Here is a 25,770-nt window from a genome sequence, read left to right on the forward strand (position 1 = left end):
ACATAAAAAATTATGATAAAATCATAAACAATTACAGTACAGTAGTAAAAATTCTTCATTTATAGAAAGGGATTTAGTAATGAAGGAAATTTTTGAAAAAATTAAGCAATTACGATTTGAACAGGGAATGACATTAAAAGAGCTGAGTGAAAAGACGGACCTTTCCGTTAGTTTTTTATCACAAATAGAAAGAGGAACATCTTCACTTGCTATCACGTCATTAAAAAAAATTGCTGATGCATTTGGAGTAAAGATGATTCATTTTTTTGAGGAGCCAGAGAATTTAAATTATGCAGTTAAAAAGGAAGATCAAAAATCTTTTAAGATAGAAAGCTCTGATTCTACTTTTATTCGGCTCAGCAATAATTTCACTGACAGAAAGATAGAGCCTTTTCTAGTAACAATGCAACCGCATCAAAGGGATATAGAAATGGCTAGGCATCCGGGGGAAGAATTTTATTATGTCCTAAAGGGTGCATTGTTAATTACCGTTGATCAGAATGTTTACTTTTTGCGTGAGGGAGAAGCTGTCCATTTTCCGTCCACACTGCCCCATATGTGGGAGAATCCGCTTGATCAAGAAACGATACTTCTTTCGGTTATCACTCCAGTTATTTTTAACTAAATAAAATAGATAACCTAATTTGAAGGGAGGAATGTCCCGTCATTCAGGAGCATTAGTTAACGACAATTGTCTAATATTTTTTTGAAAAGGTTTACAACAACATTTAATCTTATAACTGTACTAGAAGGGGAGGAAACATGAATGTCGCGTTATCGTCTTGGAGTAGATATTGGAGGTACTTTTACAGATTTGGTTGTGTTTGATCGTCTGAAAAATGTCTATCATACGAAAAAAACTTTAACAACTCCGCATAATCTAGCTGAAGGTGTTTTAGAGGCTATAAGTCATTATGTAGGGGATTTATCAGAAATCGAATATTTTGTTCATGGAACAACATCTGGATTAAATGCTTTCCTTGAAAGAAAGGGTGCAAATGTAGCCCTTATAGTAACGAAAGGATTTAGAGATGTGTATGAAATCGGCAGGGCAAACCGAACTGAAATGTACAATATTCAGTTCAATAAGCCAGCTACTTTAGTGGAGCGGGAGCATATTTATGAAATTCAAGAAAGAGTGACATTTGACGGCTCTGTCGTGACACCGCTAGATGAAGAAAACCTGCAGCAAATTATAGGCCAATTAAAAGATAAAAACTATGATGCAGTGGCTGTGTGCTTAATGCACGCTTACCGTAATCCAAATCACGAAGAAAAAATTCGCAGCATCATCGAAAAAGAGCTTGATATTCCGGTCTCGCTTTCCAGCGATATTGCCCGTGAGTGGAGAGAATATGAGCGTGTTAGTACAACGGTTATCAATGCATATATCGCTCCTATCGTAAAAAAATACTTAAATATTTTAGAGAAGGAAGTAGAAAAGAGAGGCTTCAAAAAAGATATTTACATTATGCAGTCTAATGGAGGGGTTATGACTTCCAAGATTGCTCAGCGTCTTCCATTGCAGACACTTATGTCTGGACCGGTAGGCGGAACGATTGGCGGAATGAATTTAACAAAGCTGACAGGCGATCCAAATTTAATTTGTGTAGATATGGGCGGAACAAGCTTTGATGTAAGTATGATAATTGATGGACAGCCAGACATTACAGCTGAAATTCATATGGAAGGCTTCCCGATTTTATCACCTATGGTTAATATCCATACGATTGGAGCAGGCGGCGGATCCATTGCATGGGTAGAGGCAAGCGGATTGCGTGTCGGACCAAAAAGTGCAGGCTCCTCACCAGGGCCGGCTTGTTATGGACAAGGCGGAAAACAGCCGACTGTGACAGATGCGAATTTAGTACTGGGCCGTATTGATGAAAATAACTTCTTAGGCGGCGACATCAAGCTTGATAAACAAGCGGCGATTGAAGCAGTGAAATCGGTTGCTGATCAAATTGGACTTTCTGTTCAAGAAACAGCTGAAGGAATTTGTGATATTGCGAATGCGAAAATGGCAGATGCCATTCGTACATTAACGGTTAAGCGCGGAATTGACCCTCGTGACTTTACATTAGTTGCATTTGGCGGTGCAGGACCAATGCATGCTGTGTTAATTGCAGATCTCTTAGATATGAAGAAAGTATTTGTACCGAGCGTATCCGGAACATTCTCTGCATGGGGCATGCTGCAAACAGATATCCGCTTTGATACAGTGCGAAACTATGTATCTAGCATCAAAGAAGTGAATTTTAGCCAGCTTGAATCCTTATATAAGGAAATGAAGCAGGAAAGCATTGCAGTATTAAATCAGCAGAACATTCAAACCGAGCATATTCGTTTCCAAAATAGCATCGATGTCCGCTATGCTGGTCAGGAATATACGGTCAATATATTAAACGAAACAAATAATCTTAAGAAAATCGAAGAGGACTTCCATAAAGCCCATTTAGATATTTACGGACATAATAATCCGAAGGGGTCAATAGAGATCGTGAACCTTCGTGCTACAGCCTTTGGAGATCTTGAAAAGGTAGAATATGTGAAGTCGGGCGAACGATCTGAAAAACAAGCGGTGCCATCATCAAAACGAAATGTAGTTTGGAATAATGTTGAAGAAGAAACAAATGTATATTCAACAGAAGAGCTAGCTAATGGGAACTATTTCAGTGGGCCAGCGGTTGTTGAAGATAAAAACTCAACATTAGTTATACCGCCAAAACACTATATTCGCATTGATGAATATCAGAATATTGAAATTGTGAAAGAAACAGCTGAACAGGAGGTTTTGGTATGAGCACTCAAACACCAGTATATTTAGAAAATCCAGTCACAACGGAAATTGTCAGGAATGCCCTCATCTCGGCTGCAGATGAAATGAACGCAAGTCTTGCGAGAAGCGCATTTTCACCGATTATTTATGAAATGAAGGATTGCAGTGTTTGTATTTTTAACCGTGATGTAGAGCTATTAGGACAGTCTGCCGGATTGCCTATATTTCTCGGAAATATTGATGAATGTATAAAGGTAACAACAAATGTAATTGGCGGAATTGAAAACTATAAGGATGGAGATGTCTATATTTTAAATGATTCCTATATTGGCGGAACACATTTAAATGATGTTACGGTTTTCTCTCCAATTTTCTTCGAAGGTGAGCTTGTTGGCTTTACAGCTAACCGTGCCCACTGGTTAGATATCGGCTCGAAGGATCCTGGGTATCCGATGGATGCAACAAGTATTTATCAAGAGGGTATCCGAATTCCTCCTACTAAAATTTATGATCAAGGGAAGCCAATCGAAGATGTAATCCGCTTAATTGTTTCGAATAACCGTTTCCGCGAAGCTGCATTGGGAGATTTAAATGCGCAAATTGCAGCCTGCCGGACAGGTGAAAAAAGATTCAAGGAATTAATTATCCGCTTTGGCATCGACCGAATTAATCGCTGTATTCATGACATTTTTAAACAATCCGAAGAAATGGATAGAAGTGTTATTCGTAATATTCCGGACGGCGTCTATGAGGCAGAAGGATACTTGGATAATGATGGGGTCAAGGATGAACCGATTCTTGTAAAGGTTCAAGTAAAGGTTGAGGGCGATTATATTACGATTGATCTTACAGGCTCTAGCAAGCAGCGCTTCGGACAAACGAACTGCGGCTATGCACAGACGATTTCAGCCTGCCGTGTGGCATTTAAAGATTTAATTAGTCCAAATTCTCCTGTAACTGGCGGGAACTTTAAAACAATGACGGTTATTGCTCCAGAAGCAACGATCTTCCATGCAGTAGAGCCTGCGCCATGCGGCTGGTATTTTACTCCGCTAGGCATATTGATTGATTTAATTATTAAAGCTTTATCACCTGTCATGAAGGATAAGGCTGCTGGAGCACACTATGGGGATTCAATGGTAGTTACATTTGCAGGAATAGATGAGAATACTAATGAGTCATTTTTAAGTGTAGAAGCGACTGCTGGAGGATGGGGTGCATTCCATTCTGGTGATGGCCAATCTGCATTAATTAACCATGTGAGCGGGGACTTCAAAAACTTGCCAATTGAAGTATTTGAGTCAAAGTATCCGATCAGAATCAATCAATATGGATTAAGACAAAACTCTGGCGGAGCCGGCCAGTATCGCGGAGGACTTGGAGTTGTAAGAGAGTATGAGATTCTTAGTGAAGATGCGGCAGTTTCTTTATGGTTTGAAAGATCCAAAACTCCGGCTTGGGGACTATTCGGTGGCCTGCCTGGCGCAAAGCCTGATGTAGAAATTATTTCAGGAGAAGAGGTTGACCATTTACTAAAGGTAAACGGAAGAAAAGTACGCAAAGGCGATATCGTCAAAGTCATGACCGGGGGTGGCGGTGGCTTTGGGGATCCGTCCGAAAGATCTTATGGGGATTTTGAAAAAGATTTAAGAAATGAATATGTTACAGGAAAATAAACAAAAAAACAGCGAGTAAAGAATATACACCTTGAACTCATGGTGGAAATGGGAAGGATATTCTTAAAAGAATGCCTTCCCTATTTTCGCCTAGTTAAGACCGGCATCTCGGAATTTATTTTAAATATAAACTTAGAGGATGTGCAGCAGCGTTGAAAAGAATAAGATTTCGGTTTGAAGGTGGGGGAGAAGTTTCGGCAACCTTGCTGGAGGAGAAAGCCCCATTAACGTGTGAGAAAATTTGGAATGCACTTCCATTAGAAAGTATCGTTACCCAATCCAGATGGTCAGGCAGGGAATTCAATTTTACCTATAACGAACAAGACTTACCGCCAAGAGAAAACCAGACCATCTATACTAGTCTTGGGGAAGTGTGTTATTGGCGGGATTGGAACTGGGAAGAGAATGGCACCATCCCCCAAGCTTTAGCCATTTACTATGGTGCAGAGCTAGCAAGAAGCCACAAAGGCAGTGAGCCTGTTAACGTTATTGCACAAGTCGACTATTCGGAATTTGACAAACTTGTACAAATTGGCGAACGAATTTGGCTTGAAGGGAAAGAGAAGATTTATATTGAGAGATTGGAAGACTAAGCTAGGTAAATCTCGTTTAAAAAACAACTATTAAAATTGCTAAGTATTCAGTTTCAATGGGAGATGAAAAGCTAAAAACCACCTTTTGTTTGAAATTGCGTAATAATGCGCAATTTCCGTGCAGGAGTTTTTTTGTATTCATAAGTAGTTTTTGCCAAAAAAATATTTTTTTGAATTATCTATATATTTATTTAGAGTTATGGTAATATTTAAATAAATAAAGTGTTACTGCATTTTTTGAACTTTAACCCGTTCTTTTCTTCAAACATTAGCAAATTATTTATGAGAAATACCTAAAACGATGAATTAAATAATACATAGGGAGAATTACAATTAAAGAAAATGAATATTTATTTGAAAGTTATTTGGAGAAAACAAAGATAATAAATAGATATAACTACCTGCCTTCGGTTGGTAATGTAGTAAGTAACAAAATTACAACATGAGTAAGTTGGAGGTCCTGGATATGGAAGAGGTATCAAGAAAAATTAAAGAAATACGTATTGAAATGGGCTTAACCTTGAAAGATTTAAGTGAAAAAACTGACTTATCTGTAAGCTTCCTTTCGCAAGTAGAAAGGGGTGCTTCGTCAATTGCGATAACTTCATTAAAAAAAATTGCGGATTCCTTAAAGGTGCCTATTACAATTTTTTTTGAAGACTTTACTACTAATAATCACCTGATAAAGGTAGAAGACCAAAAACCTTTTCAAATTCAGGGAACTGGTAATCAATATGTAAGATTAGGTGGAGAGTTTTTAGGAAGAACCATTGAGCCTTTACTAGTAAAGTTTCCACCCGGCCAACTTGATGATAAAAAAAATAGTCATCCAGGGGAAGAGTTTTACTATGTCCTTGATGGTACTCTAATTGTTGAAATAGAAGAAAAGGAATATGTTGTAAAAGCAGGGGACTCTATTCATTTCCCTTCTAATATCCCACATACAATGACCAATCCTACTAATAAAGATGTTAGTGTTTTGGCAGTTGTAACTCCGGTATTATTCTAATCTCTATTAATTTACTATTTTGTAGGAAAAGGAGGATAAATTAGGGGGGAATATGGAGATCCATTGAATAGACCTGTAGAAGTTGTGATTTATGTTAAAAATGAATTTATCACACTTAAACAGGCTGACAGCGATTATGGTGTCACTCTTGACCTAAGCGCACTAAGTGCAAAAGCATTTACAAAAAGTAAAGGATTGGAGGAAGGATAATTGAAGGCTACTAGATTAAAAGACATAGATGGAGAAAAGCGTTCAGGCGCAACATTGAAAACGATATTTGATGAATCAATTGAAGAAGGCGGAAGGACATTGTTTGGCACAGTGACATTTCCACCGGGTGGCCGCATTCCAAATGAAGGAACGGGGTCTCATGAACAAGACGAATACGGAATTGTTATAAAAGGGTCTTTATTAATAATGAGCGGAGGGGAAGAACAGAGAGTTTCTTCCGGCCAAGCCTACTTTATCCCAAATAAAGAAGAGCATTGGGCCCTTAATGATAGGGAAGAAGACTGTGAAATAGTTTTTTCCCTCGTTAAACGATAAAAAGATAGTTTTGAAGAAAAGTACTTAGTTTTTCTTAATAATCCCTATAATTTTATTTGATAGTTGGGGATTAAAATATTTGGATGGAAGGTGAAAGTGATATGCCGTACAAAAAGAGGATTACCAAAGCTAGGGAATTATTGAGTAAGTTGGGTTTAAAATCAGTAGTAGTAACCTACCCATCAAATTTTTTCTATTTTAGCGGAACCTGGATTGATTCACATGAACGGTTACAAGCAATTGTTATTCCCGAAACAGGGGAACCGACAATGATTATCCATGAAATGTCGAAAGAGGAAATAAAAATAAAAGGGTTATATCAAACTGTTTTTTGGAAAGATGGGGAAAAATCGCTTGAACATTTACTGAAAATTCTACCTGATAGGGGTACTGTAGCGATTGATAATCTTTGGCCAAGCCAAAACTTAATTCAACTAATGAACTTAAATGAACAACTCTCTTTTGTTGATAGTACAGAGGTGATAGGTTCATTAAGATTATATAAAGATAAGGAGGAGATTGACTTACTTAAGAAATCAGGGGCTATTGCTGATAAAGTTTTGAATGAGGTAATTGGTTATATTAGGCCTGGGCTTACTGAAAAGGAGGTATCTGAAGAAATCAAACGGCTTTTTGCGTTGAATAATGTCGACCAACTCTCCTTTAAACCAATTATTGGTGCCGGAAAGAATGGCGCAATTCCACATCATCAATCGGGGGACAACATCATTAAAACAGGGGACATGGTTGTAATTGATATGGGTGGAGTTAAAGATCACTATTGCTCTGATATGACGCGAACCGTTTATGTGGGGGAAGAACCAACTGAAGAAATGAAAAAAGTCTATCAAACTGTCAAAATGGCGAAGGATGAAGCAATAAAAGCTGTAAAACCTGGAGTACCATTAAAACAAATTGATAAGGTTGCAAGAAATATTATTAGTGAAGCAGGTTATGGCGACTACTTTACACATCGAACTGGACATGGTTTAGGGATTGATGTACATGAAGAACCATATGTTACTTTTAACAATTCTCAACTATTAGAAGAGGGAATGGTAATAAGTATTGAACCTGGAATTTATTTAAGTGGTAATTTTGGAGTGCGTATTGAAGATATAGTTGTTGTTACATCAGATGGATGCGAAAGATTAAATAATCTCTCTTGTGACTTAATTTGTACTGGAAAACATGCTCAAGTAAATAGGTAAAACTTATACGAAGTTTAAAAAGGCAGAATCCTCATCATGGATACTAATTGTTACAATTAGAACTTATATATGAGGATTTACAAAACAAATGGTCTGACTATTATGAGTATTAAAATTATAGGGAGGATGAAAATATATGAAGAAAAAAATTATCTTTATTAACCCTTTGCATACCGATATCTATGATGAAGAATTCAGGACCCAATTTGAACGATATAAAAGTCCAGAAACAATAGTAGATGTTATTTCATTTGCACCTGGTGAAGGCCCAACCCATCTTGAGTATAACTGTTATGAGGCAATGGTCATCCCCGAAATAATAAGAACTGTAAAGAAAGCAGAAGAAGAGGGATATGATGCTGCGATTATTGGTTGTTTTTATGACCCCGCTATAAGGGCTTGCCGTGAAGTTTCTGAAAAAATGGTGATAACGGCTCCTGCAGAGGCTGCCTTGCATGTCGCTACAACATTAGGTGAGAATTTTTCTATTATTGTTGGCCAACAAAAATGGATTCCCGAAATGAAAGAGAATGTTCATAAATACGGTTTTGGAAGCAAGTTGGCATCATTTAAGTCCCTTGAGTTAGGTGTACATGACTTCCAAAAGGATCATGAGGAAACAAAAAGAAGAATAAGAACTGCGGCACTTGAAGCAATCAATGAAGATGGTGCAGATGTAATTGTGTTAGGGTGTACAGCTGAATTCGGATTTTTTGATGTTCTGCAAAAAGAGCTGGGTGTTCCTGTTATTGATGCCAGTTTGTCGCCGCTTAAATACGCTGAATTCTTGGTAGAGTTAAAGCAAAATATGGATTGGACCCACAGCAAAAAAGTAGGATATCAGTCACCACCGGCTAAAGAGGTGGAAAGTTTCAATTTATTTAAATCAACTACAATGAATAAATAGGGAAAGTATCAGTATGAATGGAGTTGTTAATATGGGGAATTTAGCCAGGTCATCATCAGAATTAAATAAAATTGAAGTGGGATCCCTTTTTGAAAATATGCCACTTACTAAAAAACATAAGTTTGTTGGTATGGCACTATTCGTGGCTTTTGTAATAGAGGCCTGGGAAATGATGATCATAATTATGATTAGTGGGGCAATCGCGGCTGATTTCTCATTAACTCCAGTCCAGGTTGGCTCCCTAATAGGATCTATATTCTTAGGGATGATACCAGGTACCTATATAGGGGGAATAGTAGGAGATAAAATTGGGCGTAAAAAAGCAATAACCTACAGCTTATTTCTATACGGAATTGTTTCACTTATCAGCGCTTTTTCACCGAACTACGAGGTACTGTATACCTTTCGTCTATTATCCGGTGTTTCCTTGGGGGGAGTACTAGCTTGTATATTTCCCTACTATGAAGAAATGCTTCCGGTTAAACATCGTGGAAAAGGGGCTGTCCACTTATCCGCAGGATGGCCGATTGGTACGTTAATTGCAATTGCTTTAACTAGTTTGCTTTTGGATTTGGATGGAGTTATTGGGGGATGGAGAGCAATAATCTTTATAAGTTCATTAGCAGGACTATGGGGATTTGTAATTGCTAAAATACCTGAATCACCATATTGGCTTGCGGGCAAAGGAAGGACAGCAGAGGCTAAAAAGGTGATTCATGAACTAAGTGAAGGAGAAACAAAGATATCTGATGACACAGAGTTAAGTGTATATAAAGTAAAACAAGGTAGTTTCTTAGAAATTTTTAAAGGAAAGATGTTGACGACTACTGTTTTACAAACAATTGTAAATTTCTCCTTTTCCTTTGGCTACTGGGGGCTTTATACTTGGATTCCTACGCTTTTATCTCAAAAAGGATTATCACTTGGACAAAGCATGGGTTTTCTAGCCTTATCAGCTGTCGCTCAAATACCTGGTTATCTTGTTTCAGCTCAACTTACGAGTAAATATGGGCGTAAGAAAGTAATGTTTGGATTTGTATTATTCGCAGCAATCTTTGGTTTTGCATTTGCCTATTCGTCAAACGTGGCGCAACTTTACATCTTTAACTTTGGTTTAGCTTTCTTCAGTTTAGGTGCATGGGGTGTTTGGAATACCTGGTTTGGTGAAATTTATCCGACAAATGTCCGCGGTGTAGGTTATAGCTGGGGTGCAGCAGGTCAACGCTGGGCAAATACTATAGCACCTTCATTAATCGGATTTGTAATAGGATTGGGCTGGGTATTTGGAGCCACAGTTTCTTTTATTCAAATATTTATGGTCATTACACTTATCACTATTTTATTTATAAGGGAAACTGAAGGGAAAATATTAGAGTAACATCTATAAAATATGGGTCTAACTTATGTTTGGTACTCACTGGTTTTATGATTTAGTAAATTAGTGTTCTCTTTAATTTTTTTTGGCCTAACACCGGCATTTTATTGTAAATGCCTGTGTTAGGCCTTTTATATAATCATTATATTGACTGATAATTATAAATTTTTATTCCATTCACAACTATTTTATGTTATATTCATAATGATTACAGTAATACTTTAATTTAGGCTACCTAATATTTTAAAACTAAAATAGAGGAGTGTGGAAAAATGAGAGTTGCAACAGATATTGGAGGTACTTTTACAGATCTTGTATACGTTGATAAAAATGGTACTATTGGGATCGCGAAAAGTAATACTACTCCACCTAATTTTGAAAAAGGGGTACTAGACGTTATTGAGAAGGCTGGTGTCAAAAGAGAACAGCTCTCTATGTTCATTCACGGGACAACGGTTATTATTAACGCATTGACTGAACGAAAAGGTGCAAAAACAGGTCTGATTACTACAAAAGGATTCCGAGACATTTTAGAGATTGCGAGGGGGAACCGACCAGATCTATTTAATGTCCGCTATAAAAAGCCGGAGCCGTTTGTAGAACGCCATTTGCGCCTCGAGGTAGATGAACGTCTGAATTATAAAGGGGAAATCCTTTCGCCTTTACGCAGAGAAGATATCGAAAAATGCGTGAAGTATTTTAAAAAAGAAGGTGTTGAGGCGATTGCTATCTCCTACATGCACTCTTATGTAAATCCATCGCATGAAGTGGAAACAGTAAGGATTATAAAGGAACTATGGCCAGAGGTACTTGTGACAGCATCGAGTGAGATTACCAAAGAATGGCGGGAATACGAGAGATCGAATACAGCTGTTCTAAATGCATATGTCCAACCTGCTGCCACAACCTATATTGATAAACTGGATAAGGAATTGCGCGAGCATATCGATGGTAATCAGCGTTACATAATGCAATCAAATGGCGGAACAACAAAGTTCGATAATGCAAAGAAAGCACCTATCAACATGGTTGAATCTGGGCCGGTAGCCGGTATTTTCGGAGCAGCTGTCTTGGGGGAACTAATTGGTGAAAGAAATATCATTGCTTTTGATATCGGTGGGACGACAGCAAAATGCTCACTCATCGAAAACGGGGAAGTAAAAGTTTCCACAGATTACTACATTGAAAGAGATAGCCGAAATGCGGGATACCCGATTAAAGCACCCGTTGTTGACATCGTAGAAATTGGAAACGGCGGCGGGTCCATCGCGTGGATTGACAACGCAGGTTCATTGAAAGTCGGTCCGCAATCTGCCGGAGCCAGTCCTGGGCCAGTTGCATATGGATTAGGGGGTACGGAACCTACGACAACAGATGCCAACTTATTAACGGGTCGTTTGTCCCCTAAAAACTTTGATTACGATGTGAACATGAACAACGTAAAAGAAGCTATACAGCAAAAAATCGGTGATCATTTCGAAATTTCTGCAGAAGAGGCAGCACTTGGCATCATACGAATCGCTAATTCAAACATGCTAAATGCATTGAAGTTAATTTCAATCCGAAAAGGTCATAACCCACAAGATTTCACATTGCTCGCATTTGGTGGTGGGGGTTCAATGCACGCCCCTGCACTTGCTCTTGAGCTCGGCGTGAAAAAAGTCGTTGTGCCAATCGCTTCACCAGTATTCTCGGCCTGGGGAATGCTGATGACGGACCTGCGACATGATTATATTCAAACATATATCAAACGGTTAAACGAACTTTCTCTTTCCGAAATAGATGCGCAGTGGGAAGAAATTGAAAAACAAGCACTTGCTCATTATGAAGATGAAGGAATGGCTGCAGAAAATATCGAGTTCCATCGATTTGCGGATATGCGCTACTTAGGGCAAGAGCATACCGTTAAAGTTCCTGTTCCTAACGGAAAATGGTCTGAAGAAGATAAGTATGCAATCATTAAAGAATTCCATAATCTTCACGAAAAGAACTTTACATTCAAACTGGAAGATTCACCGACTGAAATCGTAAATATCCATGTAACGGCTTTTGGTAAGGTACCTAAACCAGAAATCGGCAAAATCACACGTAATGGTTCCGTAGATGAAGCTAAAAAAGAAAACCGCAACATCTACTACGAGAAAAAGGGATGGATCAATACGCCAGTTTACGACCGTGATAAGCTTCCGCCAAATGAGGTAATCCATGGACCTGCCGTAGTAGAAGAAAAAGCCGCTGTCACTTTAATTTATGATGGTCAACAATTACATTTAGATGATTACGGAAACATCATTATCGAAATGGAGGAAAAGTAATATGACAACTTCTGTAAAAGTGGATCCATTTACACTGGAAATTGTTAAAGACTCTCTGCTAGCAGCAGGAGACGAAATGTTCGTTGCCTTGGCCCGCACGTCGATGAGTCCAATTATTTATGAAGTACTCGATTATGCCAGTGGTTTAACCGATGCACAGGGAAACCTGCTAACTCAAGGAAATGGTGTAACAGGGTTCATCGGAATGCTAACCTTTATGGTAAAAGAGACACTTAAAAAGTACCCAGGAGATAAGCTGAAACCGGGCGATGTCATTATTATCAATGATCCTTATAACGGAGGAGGATCCCATCTTTCCGATGTTGGACTGGTAATGCCGATATTCTATGAAGGAGAGCTAATCGCATTTTCCGCAAACAAGGCACACTGGACGGAAGTTGGTGGAAAAGACCCTGGTTCATTTACAAATGATGCGGTAGATATCTTTCAGGAAGGTCTTCAATTTAATTGCATTAAATTATATGATGAAGACCGCCTAAACGAAGGTATCGTTGAAATCATTCGTTCCAATGTCCGCTTCCCAGATCTATCATTAGGAGATATGTGGGCACAAGTTGCCGCATTGCGTACAGGTGATCGCCGCTTAAAAGAGTTATGTGACAAACACGGCAAAGAGACAATTGTAGCAGCTATCAATTATTTATTGGACCATGGTGAAACGATCTCACGTCAAGAAATTAAAAAACTTCCAAAAGGTGTTTTTGAAGCAGAAGATTACATCGATACAGACGGTATAGGCAATGGGCCATTCAAAATTAAAGTAAAAGTCACCATCACGGATGACGACTTTATTTGCGATTTTCGTGGAAGCCATCCTCAAGTACCTGGTCCAATGAACTGTTCCTATACAGGGCTTATGTCAGCCGTAAGGGTCATTTTCTTAGCCGTTACAAACCCCGAGCAAGATGTAAACGATGGCGTTTTTCGTCCACTTCAAGTATTAGTTGACCCGAAGTCGATCATGTCAGCCGAGCGACCAGTCCCTGTTTCCAATTATTTTGAAACAGTTTTAGGCAGTTTAGATTTAGTGTGGAAGGCTTTGGCACCGCATTTGCCTAATCGGCTAACTGCAGGTCACCATTTATCCGTATGTGCTGTGACGTTATCTGGTAACCATCAAGATACAGAGGAACCTTTCCTTATCGTTGAACCTTCTGTCGGAGGTTGGGGTGGAGCTGTAGGACAAGATGGTGCTTCAGGTCAGTTCTGTATGTTCGATGGGGAGACCTACAATATACCTGTTGAAGTGGCAGAAACACGCTACGGTGTCTTGCTTGATGAGTACAGCCTCCGTCAAGACGGCAATGGGGCGGGTGCAGGTGAATATATAGGGGGTAAAGGGGTTATACGTGCTTACCGAGCATTGTCTGATGGCCAAGCTGCCACGGTTACTTACGGTAGAAATAAGTTTTATCCGTGGGGTATGAATAAAGGAAATGAAGGGTCACCAAACGAGTTTTATATTCATAAGGCTAACGGTGAAGTCAATGGACCGTACGGTGTTTACCCTCGGTACAAGCTTCAAAAGAACGATGTCGTGCGTTTGATGACAGGGACAGGTGGTGGTTATGGAAGCCCACTAAAACGACCTGCGGATCAAGTAGCAAAAGATGTGAAAAACGGGTATTTCACTATTGAAGAGGCAAAAGAACATTTCCTAGTTGAAGTTAATCCGGAAACCTTCGACTATATAGAGCTACCAGGTAGATTATCATAATTTGGAGGTATTAACATGAAAATTGAACAGCCAAAAGTAACAGAAGAAATTGTACAAACACTTTTTCAGGATCGTTTCCAAGGGGCAGAAGTGAGGTTTGGCTTCGTCTCTATCCCAGCGGGAGAACGTCTTCCTAAAGAAGGAACGACTTTCCATGAGGAACATGAATATTCTTATATCATTAAAGGTTCTTTATCCGGTATAAGCGGAGGGAATCCATATAAAATCAGTGAAGGTGAAGCATCTTATATTCCTGCGGGGGAACAACATTGGTGTGTGAATGAAGGCGATAGCGCTTGCGAATTGGTATATGCATTGGTGAAGGGCTAATTAAATATTAACTGTAGAATAGCAAGATATATAATACCCTTAATGGAGAGGCGTAAAAGGACACAGTACACACATGTACCGTGTCCTTCTCCATCTTAATCCACCTTGTAAAATGTAAATGATCCTACCCCCATAATTACCTGTCAATGATGAATTAAATATGAATGCTGAATTGAGATTATGAATAAATTTGGTGAGGAAAACTGGATTAAGTCCCGTCTTCATTTCTTCAAACATTCATTAAGGGCACCTTTCATTTACTCATACTGGAGGGGAAATGAAGCAGTCCACCAGGTTTATACCGATCTACCTGAAAATATAAAAGCAGCATTCTATAACTTTTTATATAAAAACATGTTATCCGCTGATGCAGTTAAAGAATTTAGATAGGAAGTGACTATAATGCAACTTACAAAATCAGAAGAGTTATATAAAAGGGCAGTAGCGTCTATACCTGGTGGAGTTAATTCAAATTCCCGTTTTCGTAATCCACACCCGGTTTATTACCAAAAAGGTGAAGGGGCATACCTGACAGATGTCGATGGCAATCGTTATATTGATTGCATCATGGGAAATGGTTCTATTATTCTAGGTCATAATGATCAAGAATTTAATGAACGTGTGCAGTATTACAGTACGTCAGGAATTGTTACAGGTGTGGAAACAGAATTAAGTATAAAAACAGCCGAGAAATTTCTATCTCTTGTTCCTACAGCAGAACAGATCCGTTACACTAATACGGGAACAGAAGCCATCATGCATGCAATGGCCATGGCAAGAACGTATACGGGGAAATCCGATATTGCTGTTATTGAAGGGGCTTATAACGGTTGGCATGATGCTGTCCACGTCAGCATATGGCCAGATTTGCAAAAGGCAGGAGATAAAACCGAACCGAAATCACTTCCAGGTGCATCCGGACTAATTGAGGGTGTGGTAAAGAGTACTCTTGTTCTTCCTTATAATGACTTGGAAACAGCTGAACGGCTACTCACTAAAAACAAACACCGAATTGCCGCTTTAATTATCGAACCAACCATGATTGATATCGGCTATATTCCAGCAAAAAAAGAATACTTACAAGGATTAAGAAAATTATGTGACCAATTAAATATTGTTCTTGTTTTTGATGAGTTATTAACCGGATTTAGAGATTCACCTGGTGGTGCCCAAGAGTATTACGGATTAACGCCTGATTTGTCCACATTTGGTAAAGCGATTAGTAACGGTTATATGTTAGCAGCCATAGCAGGAAAATCAGTCATTTTTGAAACGGTCACACCTGGTAAAGGAACATGCTCTTTTGTTGGAACATATAATGGCCATCAACTTTCTTTAGCAGCATCATTAGCCTTTATGGAGATTTACGAAGAAAGAAAAGTATTCCAGTCACTCCAAACTAAAACAGAAAAGTTAATTACAGAGTTTGCTAAAATCGCAGAAAATCATCAAGTCAAAGCGAGAGTGCAAGGAAGAGGCGGACATTTCCATTGGTACTTTACCGATCAAGAAATAGTTGATTACAGAAGTGCAACCCAAAGCAATAAGGAACATTATGGGGAGTTTATTGAAACGCTTGCAGGAAAAGGTGTGTACTGTTCACCGAACTACCTGCTTCATCATGCTATTTCAATGGCTCATACAGATGAAATTATTCAACAATTAGTGGACTATATGGATGTCAGTCTAAAGCAAATCACTGGTATAAAAACGGGTTTATAAAGGGGGATTCGTGAGCGCGAACATCCTATAGGTTAACAAATTAAAAGGATTTTGAGTCAATTCAGGATATTCAGGAGGCAGCGGAATGAGTATAAAAAAAATAGCTGAGAATATAAAAAATAATATGTTGATAATTGATGCACACTTTGATTTGTTAATGGATGTTTCCATACAAAGGGAGAATGGAAGAAAAAAGGTTATCGAAACAGATTACTTTCCTCGTTTTAAACAAGGCGGTATAAACATAATCATTGCGGCTATTTTTATTGATAATAACTACCTGCCTGAAATGGGACTTCGAAAAGCACTAAGTCAGATAAGCGCTTTGTATGAAGAATTGAAGGAGTCCCCAGATAGACTAATGCTCTGCCTAAATAAGAATGATATGATTGAGGCGCAAAAGTCGGGGAAAATTGGTTTTCTTTTGTCACTAGAAGGGGCGGAACCGATTGGAACAGATATAAGCTTGTTGAGAGTATTTTTTGAATTAGGTGTTAGAAATCTAGGATTAGTTTGGAGTAGAAGAAATGCTGTAGGTGAAGGCAGTCATTTTAGTCCAATTCGTGAAGGGAGACAGGGAGGAATTACTGCTTTCGGGCTTCAGGTAATTGAAGAGGCTGAGAGACTGGGTATGATAATTGACATTTCACATTTAAATGATGAAGGATTTTTAGATGTAATTAAGCATTCAAAAAATACAATTATTGCATCCCATTCCAATTCTCGAGTGGTTTCAAATACTATGCGTAATTTAACAGATCAACAACTTCAGTCGATTGCTATAAAAGGTGGAGTTATCGGTATTAACGCGGTAAGTATCATTGTTGCAACCGAGGATAAGAAAAGCAATTTAGAGCAGTATTTAAATCATATTGATCATATTGTAGATTTGATCGGAATTGACCATGTAGGTATAGGGCTAGATTTATGTGATGACTTTTTCAAATATGTAGCTGCAGAAAGCTTAGCTAATATGCCTCGTAAGCCTTTTGATGTTATAGCTGGTCACCAAAGTTTCCCCTTAATAATAGAAGGTCTAGTTATACGAGGATATAAGGAAGGCGAAATAGAAAAAATAGTAGGCGGCAACTTTTTAAGGCTTTATTAAGGGATCCTGCCGACAAAGCACATTTAAGACATCAGCGTTTTGTCGGTGGGATTATACAGCATAAAAAGTATTGGTCTATTCCGAAATTCCATTTAGCGTTCATTAAATCATATTTAACCCTTCGCTATTGCCTCGAGCTCTAGGCTAACGTTTTTTGGAAGTTTGCTACTTTAACAGTCGTTCTTGCTGGGTTGTGATCACTAAAATACTCCACATATATTTCATTTATCTCTTCAAAGTTATCAATATTAGCGATAAAGAGGTTTACTTTGACTACATCATATAATGTTATAGCTGCACTATTATCTTTCATCTAGTTCTTAGCCTTTTGTCTCACTTCAACTGGTATATAATCAATATTGTAACCGAAATGTCTTGGGCCGAATGCCTTAATCCCTTTTGGTGTTCTCATTCGGTCTTGTGCAGCCAATAATAGAACTGTTCCACGGTATCCATATTTCACAATGTCTGTACGGATTGGTTCCCCTGTTTCAGTATCGAGAATAATAATTAAATCAGGTGTGGTACATTCTAAATATCCGTCTACAATAAGATTTAACCATTCATTTTGAAAATCAATCGTTGCTGATTTTCCTTTATCCTCGTTTATTCCTTCCATAACTAACTGTCCAATTGTAAACCCCTTTTGTAATTCGCTACCAAAATCCCTCTTAATATCCGTTATCTTTCCATCAAATACCTTGTATCCATGAATATTGTACTTTTGCTTAAGTGTTGCAATAATTTGTTCAGCTGGATTCAAATGCTCTTTTCTTGCCTGTAAAACAGATTTTCCAACATCCCAGGCAATGCTTTGGGAGTTAATAATGGAGGTGCGTTTTACATCAGATCCATTCATAGGATACGTAGCAATCCAGGAGATCCCGCCGTATGACATCGATGTTTTCCTAGCAATTGATTCTGCCAACAAATGGTTATCTTTTGTATCAATAACCGTTGTATTTAAACGGTCATCGCATGAAACTGTTGGTGTAGGATTTACTCCATGGGTAGCCCATGAAGTCATCTGTAACTCAGGAAAAGCTCGCCCCATTCCATCCGCATCAATAATAGGCAGCTCTAATTCCCCTGCAACTGCATACGTAATCGTTGAAGCAACCCCGCCACATTCTAGTGGAATCGTTGCTTGAATTCTCTTTCCTAAGTAATCTTCGAGTTTTGCGATGGCATGTGTACACACCTCTTCATTTGGTGGTTTTTCTGTTAAAACAACAGATGAACCAAGAGGTGTTGGGCAAGCTATAAAAATATTATCTGGGATGTCTTCAGGGTCAACAAGAACAATATTCTTTCCTTCATCAAGAACCTTAAGTGCCCAAAGTCTACCAATCTCGGGATTCCCTCCACCTCCCGTGGCCAAGATTGAAGCTCCTAATGTGATTTCCTCAATGCTTTGGCGATCAATCACCTTATATTTCGAAATTCTTAATTCTTTCAATTTATCAAAGACGCTTATAAACTTTTCCCCTTATTGCTTTATGCCAATTATTTATTTAATTCCTCCACAGGAATATAATCGAGGTCATAACCAAAATGTCTTGGTCCAAATGTCTCAATTCCTTTTGGGGTCCTCATCCGTTCATGTGTTGCTAGAAGAAGTACAGTACCACGATATCCATATTTCACAATTTCTGTACGAATTGGTTCACCTGTCTCAACATCGATGATTGCAATTAAGTCTGGAGTCATACACTTTACATCATCATCAATTAACAGATTTAACCATTCGTTTTGATAATCGAGACGTGCTACTTTTCCCTTGTCTTCATTGATTCCCTCTAAAAAAAGTCTTCCTATTGTAAAGCCTTTGCTCATTTCACCCCCAAATTCTCTTTGGATATCAGCTACTTTCCCATCAAATACCTTAAAACCTTTTAGACCATATTTTTCTTTTAATGCTAAAATAATTTGTTCAGCAGGATTTAAATGGTGTTTTCGAGCATGTAAAACAGCTTTTCCAACTTCCCATGCGATACTTTGGGAGTTAAGTATAGAAGCTCTTTTTAAATCTGCTCCCGTCATCGGATATGTCGCAATCCATGAAATACCACCATAAGACATGGATACTTTTCGAGCGATTGATTCGGCTACTAAATAATCCACTGTATCTATAATTGTAGTATTAAAACGGTCGTCTGAAGAAACGGTTGGTGTTGGTGAAATCCCATGCGTAGCCCATGATGTCATTTGGAGTTCAGGGAAAGCACGATTCATGCCATCTGCATCAATTACAGGTACACCTAATTCTGCAGCAATGGCATAAGCTACAATCGATGCAACCCCTCCACACTCAACTGGAACAATAGCTTCTACTTTCTTTCTTAAATATTTTTCTAGTTTAAGAACAGCTTGTTTTAATACTTCCTCATTCGGTGGTTTTTCAGTCAATACAACTGGTGAACCTAATGGGGAAACAGAACAAACTAACACATCGTCTGGAACATCCATTGGATCAATCATCAAAATATCCTTTTTTTCATCAATTACTTTATGTGCCCAAAGTCGGCCAATTTCAGGATTCCCACCTCCACCGGTTGCTAAAATGGAAGCACCTAAAGCGATTTCATCAATACTTTTTTTATCAATGGAACGATATTGGGAAATATTCCACTTTTGTAATGTGTTAAATACACTCATCTTGATTCCCCCCCTTATTAATTTTCAAATACATTGCCTTTTACACGAACTCTAATTCGTTGTTGTCTTCCAGGCATATAGGTAAACGGCACCTCTTCAATTTCCATAATCTCTTCAGTCCCTACAATAGCACCGGCTTCTCTAACGTGTTTTTTTGCCATTTCAACCACGCGGGTAATTGCATCTTCGCGATTTTCTTTATCTAGGTCAACTGCAATTTCAGCTGAACCACTAATTTCTGCAATTGTACCGCCGATTGCTCCACCGACTTCAAAATTTTCTGGCAGGATCACTTCAGATGTCCCTGCTATATTTTCTTGTGGAACTGTGACAGCTCCTCCACCAATATAAATGGCGGGGATTAACCCAGATTTTGTCTTCATTTGGTCAATTGCAATCTCTATCTTTTCTTTGATTCGCTGATCAGCTGCTTCAACAACCTCTTTCGGAATCACTTCAATGTTTTTCATATGTGTAACAAAATTTGTTTCAAATATATCTAGATTATTTGTTAATCTGCCTGTTGCCACTGCGATATCATGAACTGTTAATGTTTCTCCACCAAAGGACATACCTAATGACGTTAGTTTATAGCCTACACTCTTTGGTCCAACACTAAGCACTTCATTTTGGTTCGCCTCGATAATGGTTCCTCCACCTAGTGCAATAGATAATAGGTCGGGGCAACGAATGTTTGTCACTACACCACCGATATTAACGGTAACAGAACTTTCCCTAGGAAAACCATTTACAATGTAAGCTACGTCTGTGGAGGTGCCTCCTACATCTACAACTGCTCCATTCTCAATTCCCGATAAATAAACAGCTCCTCTAACAGAAGCAGCCGGACCTGCAGCAACTGTAAAAATTGGATAATCCACTGCAAAATCAGCGTTCATTACACTTCCATCATTTTGAACAACAAACAATCTTGCCTTGATTCCTCTTGAAGCAACTGCTTCCTTAAATGCACGGATTGCATTTCTCATAACGGAAACAACAGATGCATTTAAAATCGTAGAATTTTCTCTCTCAATTAAGGATAGTGAGGCAATTTTATGAGACAGGGTAATCGGAATGTCTTCGCCAAGATATTCGCGTACAATTTCAGCAGCTCGTTCTTCATGCTTTGCAATAATCGGTGAGAATATTCCCACGATTGCAACAGATGTTACTTGTCCCTTCATTGCCTTGACAGCAGAAATGATTGCTTCTTCATCTAATGGAACGATATCTTGACCATTAAATTCAGAACCGCCTCGGATAATATGGGTATGTACTCTTCCACCTATTGCTTCTACTAAATCCTCTGGCCAACCAGTAAGTGGGGGAATTGAGGTAGATGATGGGGCACCAAGACGTAATACTCCAACTTTATCCAAATTTCTCCTTTCAATAATTGCGTTGATTGTATGTGTAGTTCCTAACGAAATCATTGAAATATTAGAAGGGGAAACTTTGCTATCTCGTAATACATCATCAAGGGCATGAATTATACCTGAAATAATATCTTCTGTATTTAATGACTTTGTTTTTGCAAGTACTTCTTTGCCTTGCATAATCACTCCATCGGTAAAAGTTCCTCCTACATCAATTCCCATTCTAATTTGACTCATGGTAATCCCCCTTTGGTATATATATCAATTGGGCTCTGTACCCCTTTCAAAATCACCAAAGAGGGAACAGAGCCGAGGAAAAAAATTTACTAGATTCAATTTAAATACCATTGCAACCGAATGTATAGTTTTGGTTGCATTACCCGAATAGTTTCTTTACTTTTAGAAGATCATTTTGATAAAAATATAGCTGATATTCTTAATGTTCTCTTAATATCAGCTACAGGAAAAAAAGCAAATAAGAAATCATATTGAACTTCTTATAAAAGTGCTCTTATTTAAGTTATTTTTTATTATGACAAGGCCTTTAATTGCTTTCGCTTATTGTTGGTAGCAATTTGATCAACGCTTAATGAAATAGGATCAATTATTACACCATAGCACTCCTCAGCCGCCTTTAGGCTAACATAACCTCTTATTACATCAACGCGAACTTCATCTACTGTGCGATCCAATGGATTACCGTATCCACCTCCACCACCAGTTTGAACAGAAAGTATGTCTCCGTCCTTTAATTGATAACCTGTAGTTTTTTGTATTATTTCTTCTTTCTGGGTTCCCGGATTAACGACTACCCGATTATGCAACGCTGTCTGACCTCCAAATAATCCCCACGGTGGGCACTCAGAGCGTTCTTGGGTAGTGGTAAATTTAGGATCATGATTGATAATCTTATAATCCCTAAAATGCCCTAATCCTCCTCTAAATCTACCAGGTCCCCCCGAGTCTTGACGAACTTCATAACGTTCTATACGAAATGGAAATTTTGATTCAACAATTTCTACTGGAACATTCCGGGTGTCACCATCAGCAATAGCAATCATTACATTCTCACCATCGCGGAATCGATTTGCTCCCCAGCCGCCTCCTTCAGCTTCAGTATGCAAGTATGGAACACCAGTGCTGGGATCATCACCGAAGATAAATACTGCGCACACATCACCATAATGGGCTGCGGGAATACGTTCTGGAATAGCTGTCGCCAATGCCTTAAATATCGTATCGCAAAGAGTCATTAATACAAGTCCATAAACTGCAGATGGGGCAGGGTGTTTAGCATTAAACATACAATTTTCAGGTATCGTAAGGGTTAATGGCCGGAATGTCCCTTCGTTTACTGGACTTAGAGGATTTGTTACAGCCTTTAAGGCTATCCTAGCTCCAGAAAGTGTAGCAGCATATCCACAATTTATAGGACCAAGACACTGTTCTGCTGATCCAGTTAAGTCAATTATCATCTCTTCGCCTTTTATTTTAACATTGACACACACCTTAGGATTCTTAACGCCAACTCCATCATCATCCATAAAGGATTCAGCCTTATACTCCCCATCTGGAATGGCTGCTATAGCGGCTCTTGTAGCCTTTTCCTCCATTAGAAACATCTTTTGAATGGCTACTTGGACAGTTTCCAAACCATACTTTTTTACAATTTCAAGCATTCGGCGTTCGCCTGTATGACTAGCCGCAATTTGTGCGCGTAAATCTCCCATGACACTTTCTGTGAAACGAACGTTATCTCGTAGAATTTGATATACGTCACGGTTCATTACACCACTTTTCATTAATTGGATAGAGCGAAGGCGAATACCCTCTTGGTAAATTTCAGTTGTGTCTGTTGTCCAGCCACCGGGTGAAACAGCACCAATATCCAGCCAGTGAGCACGACTAGCAGCAAAGCCGATTATGTTTTCTTCTAAAAAAATGGGACTGCAAACAACAACATCATTAAGATGGGTACCTACTGTGTATGTGTCATTTATTAAATATACATCCCCAGCTGTCATATTTTCCTTACCTATATCAGAGATGATTTGCTTAACTGATGGTGGAAGGTTTCCAAGGAAAATAGGTAGCCCTGCAGCTTGTGATACCATATCACCATTATGGTCAAACAATCCTACGCTAAAATCAAGTACCTCATATATTATTGGGTTGTAAGCTGTACGAGCTAGGTTGATCTTCATCTCATCTGCAGCTGCTACAAACCCATTACGTATTACCTCAATCAAAATAGGATCTACTTTTTTTGTTCCTATGCTTGTGGCTTTCATACCTTAGTCCTCCTTTCTTGTTAAAAGTAAATTTCCAATTTGATCAATTACTCCCTCGAAATCGGATGTTATAAGTGTTGTTGACCCTTTTTCAAGAACAAGGGCAGGGCCTAATATTTTGTTTTCAGCCAGAAGGTTATCTCGATTGTAAACAGGACAATCCACATATCCCTCAGTAGAATTGAGAAAAATTTTAGTTGTGCCCATGAGTGCATTATTTAATGGTTCGGGTCCACCATTTGTAATCTTCTTAATTTTGACTTCTCCTAATGAACCAAAAGCTGCTAAACGGAGGTTGATAATTTCTGTTGGTTCAGATTCCGATGAATGTCCATATGCTTGGTTATGAAGACGATTGAAATCTTCACGTAGACTTATCATTCGATCTTTTGTTAATGCATCATTTGGTAAAGGAACACGAACTGTATATTCTTGCCCTACATAGCGCATCTCAACTGCTCTTTCGAATCGGACTGGTGTATCCGGATTCACTTCTTTTTCCAAAATGGAAATTGACTCCTGTTCCATTTCAGAATATATGCCTTCAAGTTCTAATGGATCGGATAATTCTGTTCTAACCAATCGTGTACGGGCAAAGTCATGGCGAATCTCACTAAGCAACATTCCTAGAGCAGAAAATGTCCCCGGTGCCAATGGTACAATTACTGTTTTGATTCCAAGTTCTTCAGCAACTTCACATGCATGAATTGGTCCCGCCCCACCAAAAGCAAATAGAACAAAGTCTTTTGGGTCCAGACCGCGTTGCACAGTAACAGCACGAATTGCATAGGCCATATTATTGTTGACTATCCGAAGTATTCCCGCAGCGCCCGTCACAACATCTAGAGTAAGAGGGTCTGAGATTCGATGAATGGCATTGATTGAGGATTCCTTATTCATTTCCATCTTTCCTCCTAGTAAATGACTAGGAATACGACCAAGGGTAAGATTTGCATCTGTTACAGTTGGCTCTAAGCCCCCTCGACCATAACAGGCTGGTCCGGGTTCAGCCCCAGATGATTGGGGGCCAACATTCAGGGAGCCTGCACGATCAATATGGGCAATGGATCCACCTCCTGCACCTATGGAATAGATATCTATCATTGGAACCATCAATGGATGTCGCTCAATTTGAGATTCATTAGTTACCCTTGTTTTTCCGTGGTAGGTAAGGCTTACATCAGTACTTGTTCCACCCATATCAAAGGAAATAATATTATTAAAACCTGCTAGTTTCCCGATATAGGCAGAACTTATAGCACCAGCTGCGGGACCTGACATAATTGTATGAACAGGTTTCGCCTTTGCTGAGTTAACCGACATTATGCCACCAGAAGACTGGTTAACAAAGAATGGCCGCTTGTAACCGCGTTCCATCAAACCTGATTCTATATTAGATAAATAACTTCCTACTTTATCAGCGATATAGGCATTTATGACTGTTGTACTTGTCCTTTCATATTCCCTCCACTCCCGCGCTAACTGATGAGAAAGGGAGACTTGTGCCTCTGGATATACCTCTGATAGGATTTGTCCAACTAAAATTTCGTGCACTGGATTGTTGTAAGCGTGTAAAAGACATACAGCAATAGCCTTAATCTCTTCTTTTCGAAAATATTCTGCTGCTTTTAGTACGTCTTCCCTATTCAACGCAGAAATAACATTCCCATTTGAATCTAATCGTTCTTCTACTTCAACTCTGTATTCCCTTTGAACAAGAGGTTCAGGCTTTTTGTAAAATAAATCGTACATTTCTATTCTATTAACCCGACCGATTTCATAGACATCACGAAATCCTTTTGTTGTAATAATTCCAGTACGTACTCCTTTTTTCTCCAAGAAACAATTTAAACCTACAGTTGTTCCATGAACTATCATTGCTGTTTCAGTTAAGTCAACGTTAGCCTGATCAAAACCGTTTCGTATTCCTTCCCAAAGATTTCTTGGGGTTGTAGGTGTTTTTTCTATAGTGATTTGCCCCGAATCTTGATCCAAGATAACAAAATCTGTAAATGTTCCTCCAATGTCTACTCCAACTCGATACTTGGTACTATTTGTCAATGGTATTCTCCCCTCCTATATTAAATACACACAGGATTATTGTGTTAGTTATATTGTTTCATTTATACTGAA

Annotated in this window: 21 protein-coding genes; 15 read left to right on the forward strand and 6 right to left on the reverse strand. The window is 38.7% G+C overall.

From position 1 onward, the window contains the following. Nucleotides 1–79: 79 nt before the first annotated feature. From AR328_RS05900 to AR328_RS05965, 15 genes are all read left to right on the forward strand, one after another. Entirely contained in the window at nucleotides 80–625 is a 546-nt protein-coding gene (locus AR328_RS05900; RefSeq protein WP_066291631.1) for a helix-turn-helix domain-containing protein, read from the forward strand. Between the two features lie 141 nt (nucleotides 626–766). Then, a complete protein-coding gene (locus AR328_RS05905) occupies nucleotides 767–2,803 on the forward strand; it encodes a hydantoinase/oxoprolinase family protein (protein ID WP_066291633.1) in 2,037 nt (678 codons plus the stop codon). Continuing rightward, entirely contained in the window at nucleotides 2,800–4,455 is a 1,656-nt protein-coding gene (locus tag AR328_RS05910) for a hydantoinase B/oxoprolinase family protein (RefSeq protein ID WP_066291634.1), read from the forward strand. The genes AR328_RS05905 and AR328_RS05910 overlap by 4 nt, the downstream gene beginning before the upstream one ends. 152 nt (nucleotides 4,456–4,607) lie before the next feature. Next, a complete protein-coding gene (locus AR328_RS05915) occupies nucleotides 4,608–5,048 on the forward strand; it encodes a DUF3830 family protein (RefSeq protein ID WP_066291636.1) in 441 nt (146 codons plus the stop codon). Nucleotides 5,049–5,514: 466 nt separating this feature from the next. Continuing rightward, nucleotides 5,515–6,057, forward strand: coding sequence for a cupin domain-containing protein (locus AR328_RS05920; protein WP_066291639.1), 543 nt, complete (start codon nucleotides 5,515–5,517; stop codon nucleotides 6,055–6,057). 63 nt (nucleotides 6,058–6,120) lie between these two features. Next, nucleotides 6,121–6,267 (forward strand): hypothetical protein, encoded by a 147-nt coding sequence (locus AR328_RS22500; protein ID WP_156422649.1) that lies wholly within the window; start codon nucleotides 6,121–6,123, stop codon nucleotides 6,265–6,267. Then, nucleotides 6,268–6,603 carry a cupin domain-containing protein gene (locus tag AR328_RS05925; RefSeq protein ID WP_066291643.1) on the forward strand — a complete coding sequence of 112 codons (336 nt, stop codon included), beginning with the start codon at nucleotides 6,268–6,270 and terminating at the stop codon, nucleotides 6,601–6,603. Between the two features lie 83 nt (nucleotides 6,604–6,686). Beyond that, nucleotides 6,687–7,814, forward strand: a complete 1,128-nt coding sequence (locus tag AR328_RS05930) for a M24 family metallopeptidase (RefSeq protein ID WP_231734763.1) — start codon at nucleotides 6,687–6,689, stop codon at nucleotides 7,812–7,814. Nucleotides 7,815–7,950: 136 nt separating this feature from the next. Continuing rightward, a complete protein-coding gene (locus tag AR328_RS05935; protein ID WP_066291646.1) occupies nucleotides 7,951–8,721 on the forward strand; it encodes an aspartate/glutamate racemase family protein in 771 nt (256 codons plus the stop codon). A gap of 31 nt (nucleotides 8,722–8,752) precedes the next feature. After that, complete coding sequence (locus tag AR328_RS05940; RefSeq protein ID WP_066291649.1) at nucleotides 8,753–10,099, forward strand: MFS transporter; 1,347 nt, start codon at nucleotides 8,753–8,755, stop codon at nucleotides 10,097–10,099. 269 nt (nucleotides 10,100–10,368) lie between these two features. Next, complete coding sequence (locus AR328_RS05945) at nucleotides 10,369–12,411, forward strand: hydantoinase/oxoprolinase family protein (protein WP_066291651.1); 2,043 nt, start codon at nucleotides 10,369–10,371, stop codon at nucleotides 12,409–12,411. Nucleotide 12,412: 1 nt separating this feature from the next. Further along, the gene (locus AR328_RS05950) at nucleotides 12,413–14,149 is read left to right on the forward strand and encodes a hydantoinase B/oxoprolinase family protein (RefSeq protein WP_066291653.1); all 1,737 of its coding nucleotides are present in this window, start codon (nucleotides 12,413–12,415) and stop codon (nucleotides 14,147–14,149) included. A 15-nt stretch (nucleotides 14,150–14,164) separates the two neighbouring features. Next, the gene (locus AR328_RS05955; RefSeq protein ID WP_066291659.1) at nucleotides 14,165–14,479 is read left to right on the forward strand and encodes a cupin domain-containing protein; all 315 of its coding nucleotides are present in this window, start codon (nucleotides 14,165–14,167) and stop codon (nucleotides 14,477–14,479) included. A gap of 402 nt (nucleotides 14,480–14,881) precedes the next feature. Beyond that, on the forward strand, nucleotides 14,882–16,201 hold the full coding sequence (locus tag AR328_RS05960) for an aspartate aminotransferase family protein (protein ID WP_066291661.1): 1,320 nt from the start codon (nucleotides 14,882–14,884) through the stop codon (nucleotides 16,199–16,201). Between the two features lie 85 nt (nucleotides 16,202–16,286). Continuing rightward, nucleotides 16,287–17,309 carry a dipeptidase gene (locus AR328_RS05965; RefSeq protein WP_066291662.1) on the forward strand — a complete coding sequence of 341 codons (1,023 nt, stop codon included), beginning with the start codon at nucleotides 16,287–16,289 and terminating at the stop codon, nucleotides 17,307–17,309. A gap of 139 nt (nucleotides 17,310–17,448) precedes the next feature. On the opposite strand, the gene AR328_RS23455 is transcribed toward AR328_RS05965, so the two are convergent. From AR328_RS23455 to AR328_RS05990, 6 genes are all read right to left on the reverse strand, one after another. Then, on the reverse strand, nucleotides 17,449–17,622 hold the full coding sequence (locus AR328_RS23455) for a Rid family hydrolase (protein ID WP_082677135.1): 174 nt from the start codon (nucleotides 17,620–17,622) through the stop codon (nucleotides 17,449–17,451). Continuing rightward, complete coding sequence (locus AR328_RS05970; RefSeq protein WP_269433505.1) at nucleotides 17,623–18,738, reverse strand: DUF917 domain-containing protein; 1,116 nt, start codon at nucleotides 18,736–18,738, stop codon at nucleotides 17,623–17,625. 77 nt (nucleotides 18,739–18,815) lie between these two features. Then, nucleotides 18,816–19,967 (reverse strand): DUF917 domain-containing protein, encoded by a 1,152-nt coding sequence (locus AR328_RS05975; protein WP_066291672.1) that lies wholly within the window; start codon nucleotides 19,965–19,967, stop codon nucleotides 18,816–18,818. A 17-nt stretch (nucleotides 19,968–19,984) separates the two neighbouring features. Further along, complete coding sequence (locus tag AR328_RS05980) at nucleotides 19,985–21,583, reverse strand: hydantoinase/oxoprolinase N-terminal domain-containing protein (RefSeq protein ID WP_066291678.1); 1,599 nt, start codon at nucleotides 21,581–21,583, stop codon at nucleotides 19,985–19,987. 293 nt (nucleotides 21,584–21,876) lie between these two features. Next, nucleotides 21,877–23,637 carry a hydantoinase B/oxoprolinase family protein gene (locus AR328_RS05985; protein ID WP_066291681.1) on the reverse strand — a complete coding sequence of 587 codons (1,761 nt, stop codon included), beginning with the start codon at nucleotides 23,635–23,637 and terminating at the stop codon, nucleotides 21,877–21,879. A 3-nt stretch (nucleotides 23,638–23,640) separates the two neighbouring features. Next, nucleotides 23,641–25,698: a hydantoinase/oxoprolinase family protein gene (locus AR328_RS05990; RefSeq protein WP_066291683.1), complete on the reverse strand. Its 2,058-nt coding sequence runs from the start codon at nucleotides 25,696–25,698 to the stop codon at nucleotides 23,641–23,643. Nucleotides 25,699–25,770 lie beyond the last annotated feature (72 nt).

The organism is Bacillus sp. FJAT-29937, assembly GCF_001509555.1.
In the GTDB taxonomy this organism is placed as follows: Bacteria; Bacillota; Bacilli; order Bacillales; family Cytobacillaceae; genus Cytobacillus.